This is a genomic window from Macellibacteroides fermentans, assembly GCF_013409575.1.
Classification (GTDB): domain Bacteria; phylum Bacteroidota; class Bacteroidia; order Bacteroidales; family Tannerellaceae; genus Macellibacteroides; species Macellibacteroides fermentans.
This window is the reverse complement of record NZ_JACCCY010000002.1, coordinates 319,771-339,074: the sequence shown is the minus strand read 5'-3', so window position 1 is coordinate 339,074 and position 19,304 is coordinate 319,771. Positions and strand designations below refer to the sequence as shown.

Below are 19,304 nucleotides of genomic sequence, written 5' to 3'. Positions count from 1 at the left end.
ATCAAGGCCCAGCGTTAAATTCTATTGTTTTAACCAGATTATCCGCATCCAATAAAACGACCAATGAGAAGATTTCCCAATTCATCACCAATGCTTTATCCCCTTCGTCATTGTCGTAAACATCCTCTTCGGTCAGCCTGAATTTTTGCATTAGAAAATCCTTGTCGCAGTTTTTGTCGCCACAAATAATCCATCCAAACTGCTTTCCCGGTTTGTCAATGGTGGCGTGAATCATACGTTGGTCATCATAGAGTAGCTTAATGCCCTCGTACTCCATGGTTGTGGTCGTCACAATATAATCCTCATCTATGTAACCGGAAACTTCCAAAGGTTCTGTTTCTGTATTCTCAGATTGTGGTTTACCCAACAAACGTTTTGCATCATCGGGATTGGCTCCCAATTGAAATTTAGCAAGTGCGAGATTTTGTAAAAAGGGAAGATTTATATGACCCTGATGTACATCGATTAACGCTGTTTCAATATAGTCTATCAAAAATGCATCGGCCGACGGGATAAGCACTAGAGTATTGAAAAAAACGTTCTCTTCACCGTAGTCAATAAGTGCTGTAAATTTCAAATCAGAAAGGTGGGTTATGGTCACATTTTCTAATTTATCGCCTGCTTCCATGCCGTTTCCCATTCCAAACGGGGCCCAAACTTCCTTACCCAAAGGATAAATCATTTTCCATTTGTTTTTAAACACTTTTTCGGCAGCTATCTGCTCTTCTTGTGCCTCAAATTCAGGGTATTCATAGATTTCGAGCTTTTCGTGATAAAACTCAAGATACCGTTCGGTAAACACTTTCTTCTCATCAGGCAGACAGTAGCCGATTTCAGCGGAGCATTGAAAGATGCTTTTCAGCCATTTATCGCCCGAAGCAATTTGCTGCGCATCTGTTTTTCCCATCAAAGAACCGGAAGTATTATCTTCCTGGTTGCGGGCGGCCTGGTTGCAGCTTGTTGAGAGTGCAATTGCCAGTATTGAAAACAGTAGTGTTGTTGAAGAAAGAATCGATTTTTTCATCATTATTTTCATTGTTTTAAAAGTTAAAACATTAAGTCCGAAGTCATTTGTACAAATCCATGTATTCAAAAATTATTTTAACCGCTTCTTCTTTCATATCTCTATTCAATGATCTATTCAGGCGAACATTGTTCGTTAGGTTATAAACCTCACTCCAATCTGAATCCATCGCTTTTTGTGCCTCAATCAGTGCGCAAATAATATTGATTGTGTAACTTTCGTTGTTCTTCGACCTTGCTTTGAGTGCGTAAATAATTGGCTCGTCAACATTGAAATAGTTTTCCATTGCCTGCAGGTAAGCCAAAGAAATCAGCAAATCAGCACTGGCCTGATTAAGGAATTCATCTGTGTCTTTAAAGTTATATTTCTCCTGCAAATATTCATAGAAGTAGTGGGCATTGTTAAAACCATTAAAACCCCAGCCCAGTTGATTGATTACTGCTATTTTCAATTCAACCGGATGCATACTTTCATTCAGATAATTCATTAATTTAATCGTTAACCTTCCTTCGGTTGTGGAAGCTAACTGAACTATTTTTGAATCTTTATAAGCTTCACTAATTGGTGTGGAAGTCAGCGGAGAATCTGCAAATAGATTTTGACTGAGTACAACTGCCGCAATCAGGAGTAGGGCTAATTTCGCTTTCATATTAATAAGGTTTTTTAGTCTGGTGTTTGCTACTGATGAATTATCAGCATGATTTATTCACGTTAATACGGATTACCACTTACTTAATAAACATGTTATCGTCCCAGGTTTTGCTGCCGGGCAGCTCTTTTACCTGTGAATAAAGTCCGGGAAAATTATCGACTAGAAAATATTTGCTGTCCCAGGGTTTGATTACACGAATGATGTCTTTGCCGCTGTCTTTACCGCCGGTGAGCACATAGTACTGAATGAATTTAGCATCCATTTTACTGTTGTATTCATAATTGGAATTCATAGCCTCCACTTCCACGGTATAGGGCTTTTCAGGTATGTATCCGTTTTGCTGATGGGCACCTTTCAGGTAAGCGGCTACCTGATAGGGACGCGCATAATATTCATCTTTACCGCGAAGCAGTTCGCTGAGGCGATGCATTATCCGGTCCTTGCTCATACGCCCGGGTTTGTTGGGATCGTGTTCATTTTCAGTGGTTGCCAGATACAAACACTTTTCGCCAAAAACGGGGTATTTGCGGTATATTTCCATGGCAATCAACACCATGGTTACGGCGCCTTGCGGCTCGGTGGAAACCTGTGCCTGCAATTCCTGAAATTTTGCAACCGTCCATGGGAAACGATCGAAGGTGCAGGATGCCTTGTCGCTCATATCAAGCTCATCATGGTTAATTTTACCGGCAAGTGTTCCGGTAATGGAAGCATTGTCGGCAGGCACCTTTTCTTCTACAAAATCCTGAGTGGCTTTCTTGCAGGCGCTGAAGCTTATGACCAGCGCAATCGCTAAAATCAGAACATTAATTAATTTGGTTGTTTTCATTGTCATCTGTTTTATTAAAAGTTTTTACATTATTCTTGTTTATCGACCAGCCTATCGGCTACAAAAAATACTTCGTTTTTTCTTCCTACTCTTCCTACTTCCTACTCCCTATTCCCTACTCCCTACTTCACCATCTCCACCCTTGTCACTCCTCTATAACTTGGAATGGTTTTCAGCCCTTTAAGGTATTCAATGGTGGTTTCTGCTGAAGGACGAAACAGTCCCTGTCCGGGATCGTTGTGGTCGTATTTATAAACCGAAGCCATATAATCGTTCATGACTACGGAATACGTTTTGTCCATATCAAACGGTTTTCCGTCGGTTGTTAAAAGTTCCACATCTTTAAGCTTCCCATCGGGGTTTAGCATATAGCGCATAGTCATTCCCGAAGGATAAATGGGCAAATGGTCATCGAGTAGGAATGCACTGAGAAACAGATTGCGCATTTCGTGGCCTGTAAGGTTAAACAGCACTATTTCGTTGCCGAAAGGATCCATTTCATAAACGTCCTTGGTACGCACCGGACCTTTGGCAAGCGTTGATATACGAACCCCACCCGGATTGATAAAAGCAAGGTCGGTTCCCGAAGCAAAGCGTATGGCATCGGTCATCAGGAATCCTATTTCTTCGTAGTTTGAAAAATCGTCTTCGGCTATTGCGATGGTTTCGGTCAATGCCGGATTGTTGTTGTAGGCATCCACCATTGTTTGAATGTCGGCACGGGAATTCCCCTTCTTGCCCACGGTTAGCAACTGCATTTCTCTACCCACCTTTCCTTCGGGACCAACTCTCAGCTTAATGAGCGTTGCATATTTGAGTTTCCGTTCGGCCTGCGTAATCATAATTCCATTGTGGATTTGATCTTTTTCGACTTTGGTGTGCGAGTGTCCGCCAATCATTACATCTACGCTATTTGCCGGCAGTTGATTGGCTAATTTCACATCGTTTTCAAATCCGAGATGGTTCACCATCACAAATACGTCGCAACTGTCTTTCAGGAAGAGATATTCTTTGGCGATTTGAAACGGGTCTTTAAACCCAAATCCTTTTGCATTATCCGGGTGTGTGTCCGGAATTCCATTGTCGTTTATGTCCAAAAAGGACACAAAGGCTGTTCTCAGCCCATTTGGGCTTTTAATTATTACATATGGTTTAATGCGAAAATCGGGTGTTTTCGGCAGATCGATATTGGCACTAAGGAAATCAAACTTCGCTTTGTGTGTGATGTTTGCAAAACCCACAAGGCGGGAGTCAAACTCGTGGTTACCCACTGCCGACATATCAAATTTCACGGCGTTCATCAGCTCAATGATGGGTATTCCCTTTTCGGGATATTGGTCGTTTGCCGGGTTTCCTGTTTGATTATCACCACCCGAAATAAGCAATAAGTTGGGGTATATATTCCGCAAACTGTCAGCCATAAAGGCAAGCCGGGGGAAATTATCAATGGCTGCGTGCATATCGTTCACGGCAAGGATTTCTATCGTTTTTGCTTTGGGAAGCTCAGCTACTTTTACTTTGCGGTTTGTGCCACAACTTATCAAAAGTGTAGTTCCAAGCAGAGCAATACCGCAGATTAGCTTTTGTGATGTTGTTATTGTTTTCATTGTGCGTTTGTTTTTTAGTTTTAATGTACAAGTGATTTCCTTCGCTCAGGGCGCCATCGGGAGCTACGCTATTGCCATAGGCATCGGTCACGATTGGCATTTTCCGGGGCAGTTTTTTGTTGCGAGCCATGTAATAGCCCCGCATTACATCCAATACTTTGGCTCCGTTATGTATCGTTACTTCCTCATCGTTGACAAATAGCTTCATAGTATTGTTTTATAGCGTTATGTTTTAAATGATTGGCGTTCAATTTCCACCTAAAATTTAAAATTGCTAAATTTAGGATGTGCTTTCAGGGCTGCCGGAAGTTCAGACGAGAGCTGATTGCCCGACAAATCGCATACAGTTAGCTTTACACATTTAGCTAATTCTGCAGGTATCTTGCCGGTGAGCTGATTTTGATTCAGTCTGAGTGTAGCCAAATTGAGACATGTGCCTATTTCAGACGGGATACTTCCAGTAAGTTTGTTTTGATAAAAACCCAAACCAATTAATTTACCTGATGCAAATAATTCGACAGGAAGCTTTCCGGTAAGACCACAATTGACTATAGTTACACTTTTCAGATTGGTCATTTTGGCCACTTTGTCGCCGGGTATGGGGCCGCCGGAATTACTTAAAGCATTCATAGTCAGGTATTCAAGATTTGTCAAATCCCATATTGATTCAGGAAATTTTCCAATGGGTTCTTTATTTCCACCTACAGATCCAATACTGAAGTCTACCTTAAGTAATGTTAACTTGCTTAGCCTGCCAACACATTCAGGCAACCCATTTACGGGTTGATTGGGCATTGAAATGGAAAGTTCGGTTAGGTCCGCTAACTGACAAATACTTTCGGGAATTTTACCTTCATATCCATGAAGTCCCAAAACCTGTAATTTGCTTAATTGTGAAATATTTTCAGGAATAACTCCACCAAATCCTTTGAGATATAATTTTTTCAAATCAACAAGGGTGGAAAGATCCGGCAATACCGGTTTATCCATTTTTGGCTTTGTATGCACCGTAAGGGACAAATTATTCAACTTTGTCAATCTCCTAATTTCTTTAGGGATAACATTAGGAGCATCGCATTCTCTGACAAAAACAAAAAGTTGTTCCAATGCAGTCAGTCCTCCAATCTCAGCAGGTAAAATTCCGTTTACATGGTCTCCTGCAATCCGCAATGCAATCACCCTTCCTTCATCATTGGCTTTCACACCTTCCCATTCCCCAATCGGTTTCTCACTAAGCCAATTCGTAGCTTCGGACCCTTTCCAGTTAGAACCGTTCATAGATTCATAAATTTTCACTAAAATTTCCCGGTCAGTCAATTGCTTAGGTGCAGAACCACTGCAACTGATTAGGGCTATGACCATGAACAGGCATGCCATTGTTAAAAATACTTTTTTCATAATTCCTTTTTTTTGAGTTTGTATTTTTCAGTCTTACTTTTGTTTTTTTTTACTTTTTTGGGGACGAGGGACGTGTGGGACGAGGGACGACTCCTCAAGCTACCTACTTCTTACTTCCTACTTCCAGGTTCCAACTCACTAAAACTCCCTGCAATAGTCTTCTACCATTTTCCACAGCCTGTCGCTATCAACGGTAAGTACAATGCGAGCCTCCTGCGTTCCCACCGGTTGATTGCGTTCAAAAGCGACCGATTGCCCGTAAGAGAAACCGAATTGCGAATTCACATCCACATAACGTGTGACTTCCTCTGTAATTAAGGTAGGGTCCATCATAATAGCTCCTGCAATTACGTCCCAGATATAATGCACATATTCTGTATCGTCGATGTAGAGTGCGTTTAAGAAGTTACGCTTCATCATCGCTTTCAAGTCAGGATTTTTAATGATATCAGTTATTTTCTTATACCTGTCTTTTTTAAACGGCATTTTTTCGCATGCATCCAATCCTACAATAATCTGTTCCTTGAAAGGAGAACGCAGACATATTTTTGCCGCCTCAGGGTCCATCCACCAGTTAAATTCTGCGGTGGGCGTAGTGTTTCCGGGTTTAAAGAATGAACCTCCCATGTAGATTACTTTTTTAATCAATGGAATTATTTCGGGGGCCATACGGACCGCTGTTGCCAGATTTACACATGTGCCAATGGCAATGATGGTTATTTCGTTTGGACTTTTCTTTACCTCATCGATAATAAAGTTGACCGCCTTCATATCCAAAGGTTTCGCAGTTGATTCTGACCCATATTTTTGCAAATACACCGATTCCCACGATTTTGGCTCGGGATATCCCGCAGCACCTACATAAGCATCGCCAATACCAAACAAAATACGCTCGTTCTTAATGGTTTCAAAACGGCTTGGAAATATAGGGTAGCGAATGCCCGGTACAACAGGAATATGAGATTTTCCAATGTCCTCCAACTGTCGGATGGCGTAGGCAGTTCCCTCAGGAACCCAGGTATTTCCAACAACAATGGTAACCCCAATAAGATCGATATTGGGAGCATTGGCAAGCATCATCATCGTGATGCCATCATCGAAAACCTCCACCATATCGGTATCTAGGATCACTTTTTCTTTCTTTTGTGCTTGTGCAGTTGCCCCGAATAAAATCAGGCAGACGAGAGTGCTAAAAATCATTTTTCTCATAGTTGGAATTTTTAATAGGTTTGTATTTCATATAAATTTAAAAATAAAAGCCCAGTATTTACTCATGTTTCGCACTTCCCTCAAACCATTGACAAAGAAATAGAAGGGAAATGCATTATTATCTATATCTCTGTACTATAACATTTTATATTTTACAATTTCTCAATCGTCCTTAACCATCACCGAACAACACAGTGCAATGATCATGGATTCTGCTTTTGGATTGGCCAACATTTTTTCAAGTAAATCATCGGCATCCATCTCCAATACCTCGCATACTGAGCAGACTAACTCGATGAACAGCCCCCATAGCCGTCTGTCGAGTGTTTCCCTGAGCACATCGGCGTTCATTGACCGATAAAGTGCCCCTTTCGACTCGTAGTTATCGTACCGGAAACGCAGTGTCAATAACAGATAGGCTATCATGCTGATGGTCGTTTCTGCTACCTAGGCGTCAAAGTTACTGGATTGACATCTTCCCAGGTTCAACAATTGCTTCGATTCTCGATTGAACACCTCCACAACCCATCTTACCTGGTAATGCCCGATCAATCCCTTGAACGTCAGTTTCGTGTCCGTCGTCAACAAAACCTTCCATTTGTCATTTTTGCCCCGACGACTAAAGAAAAGGCAGATCTCAACACCTTGGTACAGCACCCTGGCCTGTTTGTACTGGTAACCCAGGGAACGGCAGCGCCTGGGTTTGCCCAGCATGTTATTGATCTGGGCGTGAGTCAGGCTCTTACCCTGGTACTCAAACTTAGTCTTTGCAAACTTGTACATCCCGATCAGGTGAACTTCCTTGTCCTTCACACTCCGGATAGCCTGTATCAACGCATCGCAAGTAAACCAGCTGTCCACCAGGACGTAATCAACACGAAGCCCGCGATAGATGGCCGTGAAAAACATCCGCAGGACCATCTGAATCTTGTTCGTGTCCAGTTCTTCCACACGTTTAGCGGTGTACGAGTCCTTGATACGCTTGCAACTGTATTGCTTGCGGATCTGCTTTTTGGTCATCCCAAACGGGCGTTCCTGCTTTTTTCCTTTTTCCCGGTGAAGACTGAAATCCAGTGGTATGGAGGACTTACCGTCCCAGTACATCATCACCAACAGCTTGAATCCAAGCACGTAGCTGTTGGTTACATGATCCCATACCTTCCCGATCTTCTCTATACGCTTCCCGGTTTTAGACAGGGTGGTGTCATCGAAGATCAGGTAACGGGATGAGGTATCATCTACATCACTATCTTTGGACGTCACCGTCAGAAAACGATGCACAAGATGCCACATAAGCATCCGCCAGCATATGATGGAACTGTTCTTCAAGCGATAGAACACATCCTTGCCCATGGTGGAACCTTCACCTGTGGGGCTGTTCAGATAGGAGTTGACCGTCTTGTCTGAACTGACCACCATGGAGACCAGCAGGGCCAGGACCATTTTAAAATCATATCCCCGGGTCTTGAACCATTTGAACTCAGAAAGACCTTCGCTTAGCTTCAACGCCTTGAAGCGGCTAAAAATATCTTCAGCGGAAACCCTGCCGGGGGTAAAGTCCGCTTTCAACTCTTGAATCTTTTTAATATCTTTGTCCTGCAGCATATTTTAATGGTTTGGTTTCCATCGCTAAGATAATCATTTTCAATGATATATTAGCTAAAATATGCTGCTTTTTTTATCTCTTATCCTCTGATTATCAACTTCATTTTTAACTGCGAAACATCAGTTTGTTACTTTTTATTTCTCAAATAGATTTCTATCAGGCTCATTGTCTTTTATGGCAAATACCAGAAATCAGCCTGATCCCATAAAAGCCATAACACTGACATTCAATTAATTATAAAGGCGGTGGAACCGCGCCAAACATCTGCGATAACGCTGGAACTGAATTTGCTGCTGCCCAGCCCGCCATTCCTGCCGTCCAAACCAATGTATCGGGGGTAAGTTGCCCTTGTTGCACCATTTGTTGCAGTTGAGCCATTGGGAAAGGCCCCTGTTGCACGCCATCCACAGCCACATGGACCATTACCTGTGGCGGCATAGGAGGAGGTGCACCTTGCTGAGGATTAAAGCCAGCAGGATTTTGAGATTGTTCGCCCTGAGGATTCATCATCTGCCCCGCCATTTGTCCTGCCATAGCCAGTCCAATACCTGCACCCATCGCATCGCCGGCAAGGTTGCCACCTCCGGCGGGATTGTTTGCCGAATCTTTCAACGAATCTGCAAACTGCATCTGGGTATAAGCGGTCATATTGCCAATCACGCCCATGCTTGTGCGGCGGTCTAATGCCTCTTCCACAGCCTCTGGCAACGAAATATTCTCTACCAAAAAACGGGTCAGCTCGATACCATATTTAGCAAAGTCATCCTTGAGACCGATGGTCAGTTCTTGCGAAAACTCATTCATATTGGCTGCCAAATCTAATGCGGCTATTTTAGATTCGCCCAAATAGTCGGTAAACTTGGTTATCACAAAATTGCGAAGCTGCTCGCTTATGCCTTCAGTGGTGAACTCGCCACTTGTGCCTGCCACATTTTTTATAAATGGAATGGGATCTTCCTGTACACGGAAGTTGTATGAACCAAATGCACGCAAGCGGATGGGACCAAATTCAGGGTCGCGCATCATAATAGGGTTTGCCGTTCCCCAACGCTGATTCAAAAACTGCTTGGTGTTTACAAAATATACATCCACCTTGAAAGGCGAATTGAAGCCATACTTCCAACCACGAATGGTGGTGAGGATGGGCATGTTGGAGGTGGTTAGCTCATGGCGACCAGGCTGAAACACATCCGCAAATTGTCCTTCGTTTACCAACACCGCCACCTGCGTTTCGCGTACCGTGAGCTGTGCTCCATTTTTGATTTCAGAATTGTAACGTGGAAAACGCCAAATCATGGTATCGCTCGTGTCATCTGTCCATTCGATAATATCAATAAATTCACCGAATGCTTTTTGTTTGATTTTGTTGAAAAGTGCCATAGCTTTTTGCTTTTAATTATTGATTTTATTTTTCAAATTTCTTTATTGCAAATTTGAGATATATCAATAATTATTATCTGCACTTATCACGCAAATAATAGCATAAAGCACGCATTAACGTTTAAATAATTAGCACAATTAGTGCATTTGTTTGTGGTATCATATTGATTATGTGTGTTTTGTATGTGCTAATTGGCTGATATAGGTTGACCGTTTTCAAACAAAGATCATTATGTTGAAAACAGGTAAACGCGTGCGACATCATCGAAGATTTTCGGAAGATTTCAAGTTGAAAATTGTTCGTGATTATGAATCCGGTTAATATTCTGTTCCAGAAATGGAGAGAATTTACGATATTTCGACCTCACTTATTTATAGGTGGATTTATAAGTATTCTAAGTATAACAAAAAAGGTGCCCAAGTAGTAGAGATGAAAGATAGTAACGCTGAAAAGATCAGACAAATGGAAGCTCGTATAAAAGAGTTGGAACAAGCTGTAGGTCAAAAGAAATGAATATTGACTATTTAGAAAAGATGATTGATTTGGCCAAAGAGCATTATGATATGGACATAAAAAAAAACTCAAACATCCAACGCTCTGGTGGTTCCAAGACAACAAAGAAAAGTTGAATTATAGTTTAAATAGTCTTTATAATATGTTGAATATAAGTAAGCAATCGGTGCATCAAAGCAGAAAGCGACAAGAGTTGTTCGACTCTGAATTAAAAGAGTTGATATCTCAGGCAGATATTATCAGGGGTGGGCATCCGGGTTGTGGAGTTGAGAAGTTGTACGAAACCTTGAAGCCCCAAACAATGGGTAGAGATAAGTTTTGTGAGATTTTCATGGATTTAGGATATCGTGTAAGAAGGATAAAAAAACTACACAAGGGCAACTATTCCTCTATGGTTTAACTATCCTCACCTTATTTGAATTAGTTTCGATTTAATCTGACAGTTAAGGGCAAAATACTTAAATTTGTAATATCACAAACAAAATAAGTTTCACCCTTAAAAACTGTCAGAAATGAATACAGAGACAAAGTTAATCAAAAACAAATTAGGTCTGCTAAATTTAGCAGAAGAATTAGGAAATGTATCAAGAGCATGTAAGTATTTAGGTTACAGTCGCGACACATTTTACCGTTACAAAGATTTATTTGAAACAGGTGGCGAGTTAGGTTTGCAGGAAATCAGCCGTCGCAAACCGATAGTAAAGAATCGCATAGAACTTCAAATAGAGCAAAGAGTTGTTTCGTTTGCCACAGAGAATCCGGCCTTTGGTCAGGTTCGGGTATCGAACGAGTTGAAAAAAGAAGGCATATTTATATCACCGGCAGGAGTTCGTTGTGTATGGCTTCGCAATGATCTGGAAACCTTTAAGAAGCGACTGAAAGCACTTGAAGCCAAAGCAGCACAGGAAGGTTTGGTGCTCACCGAAGCACAGGTGGTGGCCTTAGAGAAGGCTAAGGAAGAAAAAGTATCCAAAGGAGAAATTGAAACCTACCATCCGGGTTATCTCGGTGCTCAGGATACGTACTATGTGGGTAATATCAAAGGTGTTGGTCGTATTTATCAGCAGACTTTTATCGACACCTATGCTAAGGTGGCTACCGTTAAGCTCTACGATCGCAAAGTGGCATTGGTGGCTGCAGATATGCTTAATGACAGGGTAATCCCCATGTATGACCAGTATGGTATTCCTCTTATGAGAATACTTACAGACAGAGGAACTGAATACTGTGGCGCAAGAGAGCACCATGAATATCAACTTTATCTGGCCATTGAGGATATTGACCACACCAAAACAAAAGCTAAAAGTCCTCAAACAAACGGCATTTGTGAACGCTTCCACAGAACCATGCAGGAAGAGTTCTATGCTACTGCGTTTCGTAAGAAGATTTACAAATCCGTTGAAGAACTTCAAACGGATGCGGATATATGGCTGCAGTATTACAATAATGAGCGCACTCATTCCGGTAGAGTAAGCGTCTCCGCGATGCCATCTTGTGAACACATTTGATCCCCTTTACCTTTGTTTTCAAAAAAGAAACAAATGAAAGCATCCGAACTTTATGCATTGGCAATCGAAGAGTACAGGCAAATCTGTATTTTAAGTAGCATGACTTTACGGGACTATTGCAAAGAACGTCATGTCTGCTACGGAGGTATCCAGAATTGGATGAGCAGGCATTCGATCAAAGTAGCAGATCTCAAGCCTCGTCCCGTATTACCCGATACTTCTGCCTCCACTCCTGAGCAAGCCTCTTGTGAAGGACAACAACTCTATCCGCTCTCCTTTATAAAGGAAGCATCAGAAAAACCGGTTTTGAGGGTGTGTCAAAACAAAGTAATTGGCACATCCTCTTTCTTTTTTGTTTCGTTTTTCAAAAAAGCTTCAAGCCGCCCATTTTGGATTGATTTTTCTTTCGATTCGATTTTGATCGCTTATCACCTCATAAAACGCTGTTTTCAGAGTAATTTTCCTGTTATAAAAGCCCTTTGATATCCCTTTAGCTGCTTTTGCACACATCTTTTTTATGTTGAAGGCTATGGCAAAGAAGGCAAAGTCCATGGTGACTTTGTCGAGTCCGAAGTGACGGAATCGACGGTATGCCATATTGTATTTCATTTGTCCGAAAACGGCTTCTGGTTCTATAGGTCGTTTGGATCGGTGTTCAAGTCCCTCATCCGAGATCAGCTTCTCACGGGCTTTGCGTTTATATTCCACGAGTCTGCGGTTAACTTCGATGGAGCGATTCCCCTTGGCTTTGAAGCATCCGGTCCGAAGAGGGCATCCTTCGCATCTTGCTGCCCTGTAGCGATGTGATTCGGTAATATATCCGCTAGCTGTCCTTCCATGAGTCTTACCCACAAAGGTCATATGCTGCCCCATGGGGCAAACATAGTAATCATCTTTGGCATTATAATATAAATTATCCACCAGAAAAGGATTATTCTTAAACGAACGCTTCTGCTCTTTGTGGAACCAGTTGTATTTTACAAAACACTCTATATCATGTTCTTCCATAAAACGATAATTCTCCTCCGATCCATAACCGGAGTCGGCAACGGCTTTGCCGGGAAGCCGGTTGTAACGTCCGGAAAACGAGCTAAGGAAAGGTATAAGGGTTAATGTGTCTGTAGGGTTGGGGAACAGGGAAAAGTCGGTGATGAATTGGTTCTCTGTCCCGATTTGTAAGTTGTAGCCGGGTTTGGTCTGGCCGTTGTTCATCGCATCCTCTTTCATGCGCATAAAGGTGGCTGAAGGATCACTTTTGGAATAAGAGTTACGATCCCCGAGTGTTTGCAGATGCTGGTCATATTCGGCAAGCTTATCGCCGTGCTTCTCTAACTCTTTTATCTCTTTCTCCCTTGCCCGACGGGCTTTCTTTTCTTCCCTGGTCCTGGCTGCGGGTTGCTCTGCCAGCGCCTCCTTCAACTCCCGGGCAAGATCGGAGATGGCTGCCGGAGTAAACGCCACGGATTGATTCTCTGCTGCTTTATCCTGGGCGATCGTTTCATCAATCTGTTCAAGCAGGATTCTTATTTTATCGAGAAGTTTGTCCCGGTTCTTCTCCACGCTTTTGCGCCAGACAAAGGTATATTTGTTGGCTTTGGATTCAATCTTTGTCCCATCAATGTATTCCACATCCAGACTCACATAGCCTTTACCGGCAAGAAGAAGCACTAGTTGGGTGAAAATCTGGTTAATCTCATGCTTTACCCGATTACGAAAACGGTTGATTGTAATAAAGTCTGGTTTTTCATACCCGGCAAGCCAGATATAATGGATGTCGCGAAGAAGCAGCTTCTCAATCTTGCGACAGGAATAAACGTTGTTCATGTAGGCGTAGATAATCACCTTGAGCATCATCTGCGGATGATAGGGACTACGACCATATTCTTTATAAAGAGCCTTAATATTATTAAGGTCAAGATTGTCAACCAGGGCATTGACTACCCGGACAGGGTCATCTTCAGCAATATCTTCATCAATCCGGCTCGGAAAAAGAAGCGTTTGGTTGGATATATACGGGCGAAAATGTAACTTTGTCATATGAATTTTGAAAACCTAAAGTTACAAAAACTCTAGGAAATAGCAAAGGCCGAGCTTGGGAAAGTTCGACCTTTGTGCATAAAACGAGGGTGTGCCTATTTTGACACACCCTCCTTAAAGGCGTCAACATCACTTTTCCCGATGGCGTAATTATAACCATTAAAGAGATTAGCCAGGAAGATCTGAATAAATTTATACAAACCTATTTTAACCAATAATCCGATGTTTGCACTTACAGAATCCATGAGCTATTATCTATGTCCGCATTACGTGGACATGCGCAAAGGCATCTATTCCCTATACCAGTTAGTGAAGACAGACATGAAACGGAATCCTTTGTCGGGAGAGGTTTTTCTCTTCCTTGGCAGGAACCGGTCGTTAATTAAGATCCTTCACTGGGAAGACGGTGGATTTGTTTTGTATCAGAAAAAGCTGGAACGGGGCACCTTTGAAGTCCCCCGATTTAACCCTTCAAACAATGAGTTTGAGATGAAATGGAAGACCTTTGTCTTGATAATGGAGGGCGTCTCGGTCCGTTCGGCAAAGTACAGGATAAGGTTTTAGATAAGGCTTAATATATTGTATACCAAATATATAGCTAAATTATTTATTGTAATTTACTTTGATATCCGAAGTATTGTCCGTATCTTTATGACATGAATAGCAAACGGATTATTGAACTACAGGAAGACCAGCTGAAACTTTCCGCTCAAAGGGAAAAGATGTATTTGGAACAACTCGTCCGGCAATCCGAACAAATAGAAAGCCTCTCTGTCCAGGTTGGTAGTTTAACCGAAACAATCCGTTCGCTGGAAAAAAGCCTTCTTCAAAAGAATGGGGACATGCAGAAGGTTGAGGGGAAAAACCGGAGAATGAGCAAGCTTCTCTCCAATAAATCGGAAAAACTTGTGCCCGATGCTGCAAAAGAAGAACCGGCAGAAACCGCTCCCCCTGTTTTGCCCAAAGACCGCGGAAACAACAATGCCAAACGGAAAGAATACTTCTCTCTGGAAACCATTGTCGAGCATGTATATCCCGATGACCCTGCCTTTGACAAAGAAAAGGCCAGGGTGATCGGATCTGTAGACTCCGTCATGTATACCTACAGCAAGGCTACTTTTAAGAAAATCATATACAGACAATATAATTGCGTACAGCAGGAAAAGGTTTACTCGGGTAAAGCCCCCAGATCTCCCCTGCAGAACTCAAACTATGATGCCTCCTTTATCGCCGGCATGCTTCAACTGCGGTATGTTTACTCCATGCCTGTGGAGCGGATTGTCAAGTATTTTACAGAAAATGGCTTTGAATTAAACAAAGCTACCGCCCACGGACTGATTAAGAAGTCTGCCGGATTAATGGACCGCCTGGATGATGTTCTTCATACAGCGATCCTTGAAGATGACTATCTTTGTATGGATGAAAGTTACCATACCATCCTTACCAAAGAGAAAAACAAGGATGGTAAGGGCGTACGCAAAGGGTATATCTGGGCTTCGCTGGCCAATACAAAGAAATTGGTCCAGTACTTTTATGAAAACGGCTCCCGATCCCGGGAGGTTCTGACCAACTATATCGGCAATCATTACAAAGGAGCCATCCAGAGTGACGGGCTGATCAACTATAAAATACTTGAGACCGATACCTATCCTGATGTAATCCGGCTGGCATGCTTCCAGCACTGCAAGCGTCAGTTCCTGGATCTCGCAAACGATAAAGAAGCCATCGGAATTGTCAACATAATCAACCGGCTTTATCAGGCGGAGCATAAGATTGACCCGAAATGGAAGCCCGACAAAATCCTTGAACATAGACAAGAGTACGCCCCACCCATACTGGCTGAACTAAAAAGTAAACTGTTGGAAATACAATCCAATCCATCCACCCTTCCCAAGAGTCCCCTCTCGAAGGCCGTGAATTATACTCTCAACGAGTACGATGCACTGTGTAATTACATTGTACGTCCGGACTATGCGTTGGATAACAATGCCGTGGAAAGATGTATGCGAAGCATATCTTTAAGCAGAAAAAACTCTCTTTTTTGTGGCAGTCATGCCGGAGCTAAAAGAACGGCATTGCTCTACTCGCTATCCATCTCCTGCAAACTTCATAATATAAACTCCTTCGAATACTTTACGGACATACTAAACCGACTGGCATACATAAGTCCAACCGCTCCCGATCAAATATATCGCGATTTACTTCCAGACAAGTGGACTAAACTCTAATAACAATTAATAAATCTTACAAGACGGTATCGCGGAGACGCTTACGTTAATACTGTTATAGTAAATGTAATTTGCACCATCCTAATTAGGAAATGATTGGTCTTAAACGCTCTTCCTTTACACTTGTATTCAATTGTATATCAGTACAGTAATAGTTTTAATGCATTTAAAAAAGTCGATTTTCGCGGCATGATAGATGAAAGATAAAATGATAGATGATTTAGGCATCTGTCATTTTTTAACATACTGACAACCTGACTGTTAAGCCCTAAAAATGATGGATGACAGAGTGTGCTGTGAAAACATTGCAGGCGGCAATGTTTGTAACTGTGAAAGAGATGAGGGCAGGCCCCTCGTAACCGTCTTACAGGAGATGGTTACAAACCAGTGTATGCTGCTTTGTTTAAGAGACAAGGTGGTGAGCGATACACCAAAAGGCGATATAAATCGTCAGGTAACTGTACAAGAGATGACCGTAAGGGAACTATTGATGAAGCATCGAAAACCATTTAGACGATGTCAGAACCGGGTCTTTTCTGTCAGACCCGGGATAAATCCGGAAGGAACCTGTTTACGGTCCGGGTGGCATCCGGTGCAAAGATAGCATGACTTGTACAGAGGCTTTTTCACGGAACGCAGGAACCTGCGCCGGGATGTGAAGGGAGAAGTTCAAGCAGAAGCCCTGCAAGAACCAGCGTACCGAGGACCGGAGGCAGGGGCGGACTGTTCCGTAGTAGCGACGAAGTTTCTGTAATGGAAATGGAGCCAAGGGAACAGCTTATTCAAGCGTAGTAAATGTACAACTATTAAAACAGGAGGATGCAAATGAAAGACGCAAAGTCGCATGAGATTTCTAAGTTTTTAATCATGGATGCCTTCAAACGAGTCAAGGCAAACCATGGAAGTGCGGGTATTGACGGCGTATCGATTGAGCAGTTTGAGAAAAATCTCAAAGACAATCTGTACAAAATCTGGAACCGCATGAGTTCGGGAAGCTACTTCCCTCCATCGGTCAAACTGGTAGAAATACCTAAACCCAATGGAGATAAACGTCCGTTAGGTATACCTACGGTAGGAGACAGGATTGCTCAAATGGCAGCAGTGATGATGCTGGAGCCACAGATTGAACCCTGTTTTCACGAGGATTCTTATGCCTACCGGCCCAACCGCTCTGCTCACGATGCCATCGCCAAAGCACGCGAGCGGTGCTGGAAGTACAACTGGGTATTGGATATGGACATCAGCAAGTTCTTCGATTCCATTGACCACGAACTGCTGATTAAAGCAGTCAGACTTCATACCGATTGTGTATGGGTGCTGCTTTACATCGAACGGTGGCTCAAAGTTCCCTACGAACTGCAGGATGGCAGTAAAATCGACCGGGACAAAGGGGTCCCGCAAGGGTCCGTTATCGGACCTGTGCTGGCCAATTTGTTCCTGCATTACGCCTTCGACAAGTGGATGAGCAGGTATTATCCGCACATTCCCTTCGAAAGGTATGCAGACGACACCATCTGTCACTGCGCCACCCAATCCCAGGCCGAAGCACTGAAAGTAGCTGTTCAACAACGGTTTGCTCAATGTAAACTGATGTTGAACGATGACAAAACAAAGATTGTGTACTGTAAAGACAGCCGCAGAAAGGGAGAGTTTGATACAATCTCTTTCGATTTCCTTGGCTACACCTTCCGACCCCGGAAGGCAAAAGGCAGAAATGGCATCAACTTTACAGGCTTTCTGCCGGCAATCAGCAACAAGGCCTGCAACCGCATCCGTGAAAAGATGCGCAGCTGGAAAACAAGGAAACAACTGTTTCTATCGCTGGAAACCCTGGCGAAAAGCATCAATCCGGTGCTTTGGGGATGGATTACCTATTATGGTAAATTTTATCCCACCCGACTCAAAATCCTGTTAGATGAAGTAAACAGACATCTGGCCAGATGGGTTACAGCCAAGTTCAAGCGCTTCAAGGGGAAACCCTACCGGGCTTACTACTGGCTGGGAAACATCTCCCGGAAAGAGTCTAAACTCTTTTACCACTGGCAGTGGGGAGTAACTCCAACAGCTAACAAGAAATGGTAATCTTATCAGACTGAATAAGAAGAGCCGTGTGATGGGAGACTGTCACGCACGGTTCTGTGAGAGGCTTGAGCTGAAATGCTCAGGCCTACTCGACTGTTTTCGCTATTTTTTAAGTTTATGACCCGTCCTGAAAAATGTTGAGGACTTTCAACTTTAAAACTCATAATAAATGATCCACAAAGTATATACTTTTTCACAAAAATGTACCGACTAATCTTTTTAATAATCGCTTGAGAGAAATTAGAATACAGGAATATGTGTATTTGAATCCTTGTAATGACGGATTGGAGCTTTATAGGGGATCCGGGATTATATCCATATAGGATCTCTTGCCATCGATATAATCTGCATAAAGCATCTCTTCATTACGGCCTCTCAACATACTGCATTTACCGCATATCTCACAATTAGACAAGCACTTCCATTGGTTTAACACAAATGCCAGACGCTCCTCTTTGGTGGATTGTTCGATACGAGGTGGCGTCATGATAGTAAATCTTTCCAATTACTCTTAATTAAGCCTCCATGATAACAGATAAGCTCTTCAATCTCATAAGAGAATAGATGCTTTACGGACTCTTTAGCTTTATCTGCATCGTAGGCAAAATGAGGATATGGAATAACAAGCTTATCATCAATCAACACAAGTGCATCGCCTGCAATAAAAGTTTTATTTTCTTTGATGTACAAAGAGATATGGCCGGCTGTATGTCCGGGAGTGAAAACCACCTCTATCCCATTTCCAACAGGTAATATTTGATGATTTTCTAAAACTTCATTCACCTCAGCACCTTCAACACTTTCTAACGTTTTATGGAATATAAGGGCTTGCTCTTTGTCGACCTCCGACAATGAAGGATATATCTTCTCTGCTTGCTCCAACCGCAATGGTTTTCTTTGCTTTTCAATGTATTCTTTCTCTATCCGGGAAGCCAATATTTTGACAGGAGGGAACCTCCGCTTGAGCGCTGCTAATGAACCTACATGATCATAATCGTGATGTGTTATAATGATATGGGTTAATTTATCAAGTGAAATATCATTTTGTTTAGCCGATTCTTCAAGTAATCCAATCTGATCAGGATAACCTGTGTCAACTAAAATCATAGTTTCATTATCTTGTATAATGACCGGATTTATTGTCTGTGAGGTTCCGTTATACTCAAAACTAATATCTAATACATTTATCTTCATTTTAAACCTTTGTTATTTGTTAGAAAAAGCAGTCTG

General features: G+C 42.4%; 19 protein-coding genes. 6 read left to right on the top strand and 13 right to left on the bottom strand.

The features are described 5' to 3' along the window. Window position 1: 1 nt before the first annotated feature. The 10 genes from F5613_RS06495 to F5613_RS06450 all read right to left on the bottom strand — a co-directional run bounded on the left by F5613_RS06495 (window position 2) and on the right by F5613_RS06450 (window position 9,705). Entirely contained in the window at window positions 2–1,027 is a 1,026-nt protein-coding gene (locus F5613_RS06495) for a hypothetical protein (protein ID WP_218858890.1), read from the bottom strand. A gap of 40 nt (window positions 1,028–1,067) precedes the next feature. Further along, window positions 1,068–1,673 (bottom strand): hypothetical protein, encoded by a 606-nt coding sequence (locus F5613_RS06490; RefSeq protein ID WP_179399155.1) that lies wholly within the window; start codon window positions 1,671–1,673, stop codon window positions 1,068–1,070. Between the two features lie 79 nt (window positions 1,674–1,752). Next, complete coding sequence (locus F5613_RS06485) at window positions 1,753–2,505, bottom strand: DUF6935 domain-containing protein (protein WP_179399154.1); 753 nt, start codon at window positions 2,503–2,505, stop codon at window positions 1,753–1,755. Between the two features lie 122 nt (window positions 2,506–2,627). Beyond that, window positions 2,628–4,112: a bifunctional metallophosphatase/5'-nucleotidase gene (locus tag F5613_RS06480; protein WP_179399153.1), complete on the bottom strand. Its 1,485-nt coding sequence runs from the start codon at window positions 4,110–4,112 to the stop codon at window positions 2,628–2,630. Next, entirely contained in the window at window positions 4,009–4,320 is a 312-nt protein-coding gene (locus F5613_RS06475) for a hypothetical protein (RefSeq protein ID WP_179399152.1), read from the bottom strand. The genes F5613_RS06480 and F5613_RS06475 overlap by 104 nt, the downstream gene beginning before the upstream one ends. Window positions 4,321–4,370: 50 nt before the next feature. Continuing rightward, window positions 4,371–5,510, bottom strand: a complete 1,140-nt coding sequence (locus F5613_RS06470) for a leucine-rich repeat domain-containing protein (RefSeq protein ID WP_179399151.1) — start codon at window positions 5,508–5,510, stop codon at window positions 4,371–4,373. A 138-nt stretch (window positions 5,511–5,648) separates the two neighbouring features. Beyond that, entirely contained in the window at window positions 5,649–6,719 is a 1,071-nt protein-coding gene (locus F5613_RS06465; protein WP_179399150.1) for a nucleoside hydrolase, read from the bottom strand. Between the two features lie 162 nt (window positions 6,720–6,881). After that, window positions 6,882–7,145 carry a hypothetical protein gene (locus F5613_RS06460; protein WP_179399149.1) on the bottom strand — a complete coding sequence of 88 codons (264 nt, stop codon included), beginning with the start codon at window positions 7,143–7,145 and terminating at the stop codon, window positions 6,882–6,884. Window positions 7,146–7,166: 21 nt separating this feature from the next. Beyond that, window positions 7,167–8,324, bottom strand: a complete 1,158-nt coding sequence (locus tag F5613_RS06455) for an IS4 family transposase (protein ID WP_179399148.1) — start codon at window positions 8,322–8,324, stop codon at window positions 7,167–7,169. A gap of 235 nt (window positions 8,325–8,559) precedes the next feature. Then, window positions 8,560–9,705, bottom strand: coding sequence for an SPFH domain-containing protein (locus tag F5613_RS06450; protein ID WP_179399147.1), 1,146 nt, complete (start codon window positions 9,703–9,705; stop codon window positions 8,560–8,562). Between the two features lie 656 nt (window positions 9,706–10,361). Here F5613_RS06450 and F5613_RS06440 point away from each other — a divergent pair. Both F5613_RS06440 and F5613_RS06435 read left to right on the top strand, forming a co-directional pair. Further along, window positions 10,362–10,619, top strand: coding sequence for a hypothetical protein (locus tag F5613_RS06440; RefSeq protein WP_179399146.1), 258 nt, complete (start codon window positions 10,362–10,364; stop codon window positions 10,617–10,619). A gap of 112 nt (window positions 10,620–10,731) precedes the next feature. After that, a complete protein-coding gene (locus tag F5613_RS06435) occupies window positions 10,732–11,727 on the top strand; it encodes an IS481 family transposase (RefSeq protein WP_179399145.1) in 996 nt (331 codons plus the stop codon). A 375-nt stretch (window positions 11,728–12,102) separates the two neighbouring features. Here F5613_RS06435 and F5613_RS06430 read toward each other — a convergent pair whose 3' ends face one another. Next, a complete protein-coding gene (locus F5613_RS06430) occupies window positions 12,103–13,764 on the bottom strand; it encodes an IS1182 family transposase (RefSeq protein WP_246303322.1) in 1,662 nt (553 codons plus the stop codon). A 222-nt stretch (window positions 13,765–13,986) separates the two neighbouring features. Here F5613_RS06430 and tnpB point away from each other — a divergent pair, with 222 nt between their 5' ends. The 4 genes from tnpB to ltrA all read left to right on the top strand — a co-directional run bounded on the left by tnpB (window position 13,987) and on the right by ltrA (window position 18,074). Then, window positions 13,987–14,328, top strand: coding sequence for an IS66 family insertion sequence element accessory protein TnpB (tnpB, locus tag F5613_RS06425; RefSeq protein ID WP_179399144.1), 342 nt, complete (start codon window positions 13,987–13,989; stop codon window positions 14,326–14,328). Window positions 14,329–14,420: 92 nt separating this feature from the next. After that, on the top strand, window positions 14,421–15,992 hold the full coding sequence (gene tnpC / locus F5613_RS06420) for an IS66 family transposase (RefSeq protein WP_179399143.1): 1,572 nt from the start codon (window positions 14,421–14,423) through the stop codon (window positions 15,990–15,992). A gap of 274 nt (window positions 15,993–16,266) precedes the next feature. After that, window positions 16,267–16,596, top strand: coding sequence for a hypothetical protein (locus F5613_RS06415; protein ID WP_179399142.1), 330 nt, complete (start codon window positions 16,267–16,269; stop codon window positions 16,594–16,596). A gap of 221 nt (window positions 16,597–16,817) precedes the next feature. After that, window positions 16,818–18,074, top strand: a complete 1,257-nt coding sequence (gene ltrA / locus F5613_RS06410) for a group II intron reverse transcriptase/maturase (protein ID WP_179399141.1) — start codon at window positions 16,818–16,820, stop codon at window positions 18,072–18,074. A 292-nt stretch (window positions 18,075–18,366) separates the two neighbouring features. On the opposite strand, the gene F5613_RS06405 is transcribed toward ltrA, so the two are convergent. Both F5613_RS06405 and F5613_RS06400 read right to left on the bottom strand, forming a co-directional pair. Beyond that, window positions 18,367–18,579: a hypothetical protein gene (locus F5613_RS06405; RefSeq protein ID WP_245832536.1), complete on the bottom strand. Its 213-nt coding sequence runs from the start codon at window positions 18,577–18,579 to the stop codon at window positions 18,367–18,369. Continuing rightward, a complete protein-coding gene (locus tag F5613_RS06400) occupies window positions 18,558–19,268 on the bottom strand; it encodes an MBL fold metallo-hydrolase (protein WP_179399140.1) in 711 nt (236 codons plus the stop codon). Before F5613_RS06400 ends, F5613_RS06405 begins: the two co-directional genes overlap by 22 nt. Window positions 19,269–19,304 lie beyond the last annotated feature (36 nt).

Coding starts and splice junctions, on each gene's coding strand:
- F5613_RS06495 (WP_218858890.1), bottom strand. CDS start 1,027: ATGATGAAAAAATCGATTCTTTCTTCAACAACACTACTGTTTTCAATA.
- F5613_RS06490 (WP_179399155.1), bottom strand. CDS start 1,673: ATGAAAGCGAAATTAGCCCTACTCCTGATTGCGGCAGTTGTACTCAGT.
- F5613_RS06485 (WP_179399154.1), bottom strand. CDS start 2,505: ATGAAAACAACCAAATTAATTAATGTTCTGATTTTAGCGATTGCGCTG.
- F5613_RS06480 (WP_179399153.1), bottom strand. CDS start 4,112: ATGAAAACAATAACAACATCACAAAAGCTAATCTGCGGTATTGCTCTG.
- F5613_RS06475 (WP_179399152.1), bottom strand. CDS start 4,320: ATGAAGCTATTTGTCAACGATGAGGAAGTAACGATACATAACGGAGCC.
- F5613_RS06470 (WP_179399151.1), bottom strand. CDS start 5,510: ATGAAAAAAGTATTTTTAACAATGGCATGCCTGTTCATGGTCATAGCC.
- F5613_RS06465 (WP_179399150.1), bottom strand. CDS start 6,719: ATGAGAAAAATGATTTTTAGCACTCTCGTCTGCCTGATTTTATTCGGG.
- F5613_RS06460 (WP_179399149.1), bottom strand. CDS start 7,145: ATGATAGCCTATCTGTTATTGACACTGCGTTTCCGGTACGATAACTAC.
- F5613_RS06455 (WP_179399148.1), bottom strand. CDS start 8,324: ATGCTGCAGGACAAAGATATTAAAAAGATTCAAGAGTTGAAAGCGGAC.
- F5613_RS06450 (WP_179399147.1), bottom strand. CDS start 9,705: ATGGCACTTTTCAACAAAATCAAACAAAAAGCATTCGGTGAATTTATT.
- F5613_RS06440 (WP_179399146.1), top strand. CDS start 10,362: ATGTTGAATATAAGTAAGCAATCGGTGCATCAAAGCAGAAAGCGACAA.
- F5613_RS06435 (WP_179399145.1), top strand. CDS start 10,732: ATGAATACAGAGACAAAGTTAATCAAAAACAAATTAGGTCTGCTAAAT.
- F5613_RS06430 (WP_246303322.1), bottom strand. CDS start 13,764: ATGACAAAGTTACATTTTCGCCCGTATATATCCAACCAAACGCTTCTT.
- tnpB (WP_179399144.1), top strand. CDS start 13,987: ATGTTTGCACTTACAGAATCCATGAGCTATTATCTATGTCCGCATTAC.
- tnpC (WP_179399143.1), top strand. CDS start 14,421: ATGAATAGCAAACGGATTATTGAACTACAGGAAGACCAGCTGAAACTT.
- F5613_RS06415 (WP_179399142.1), top strand. CDS start 16,267: ATGATGGATGACAGAGTGTGCTGTGAAAACATTGCAGGCGGCAATGTT.
- ltrA (WP_179399141.1), top strand. CDS start 16,818: ATGAAAGACGCAAAGTCGCATGAGATTTCTAAGTTTTTAATCATGGAT.
- F5613_RS06400 (WP_179399140.1), bottom strand. CDS start 19,268: ATGAAGATAAATGTATTAGATATTAGTTTTGAGTATAACGGAACCTCA.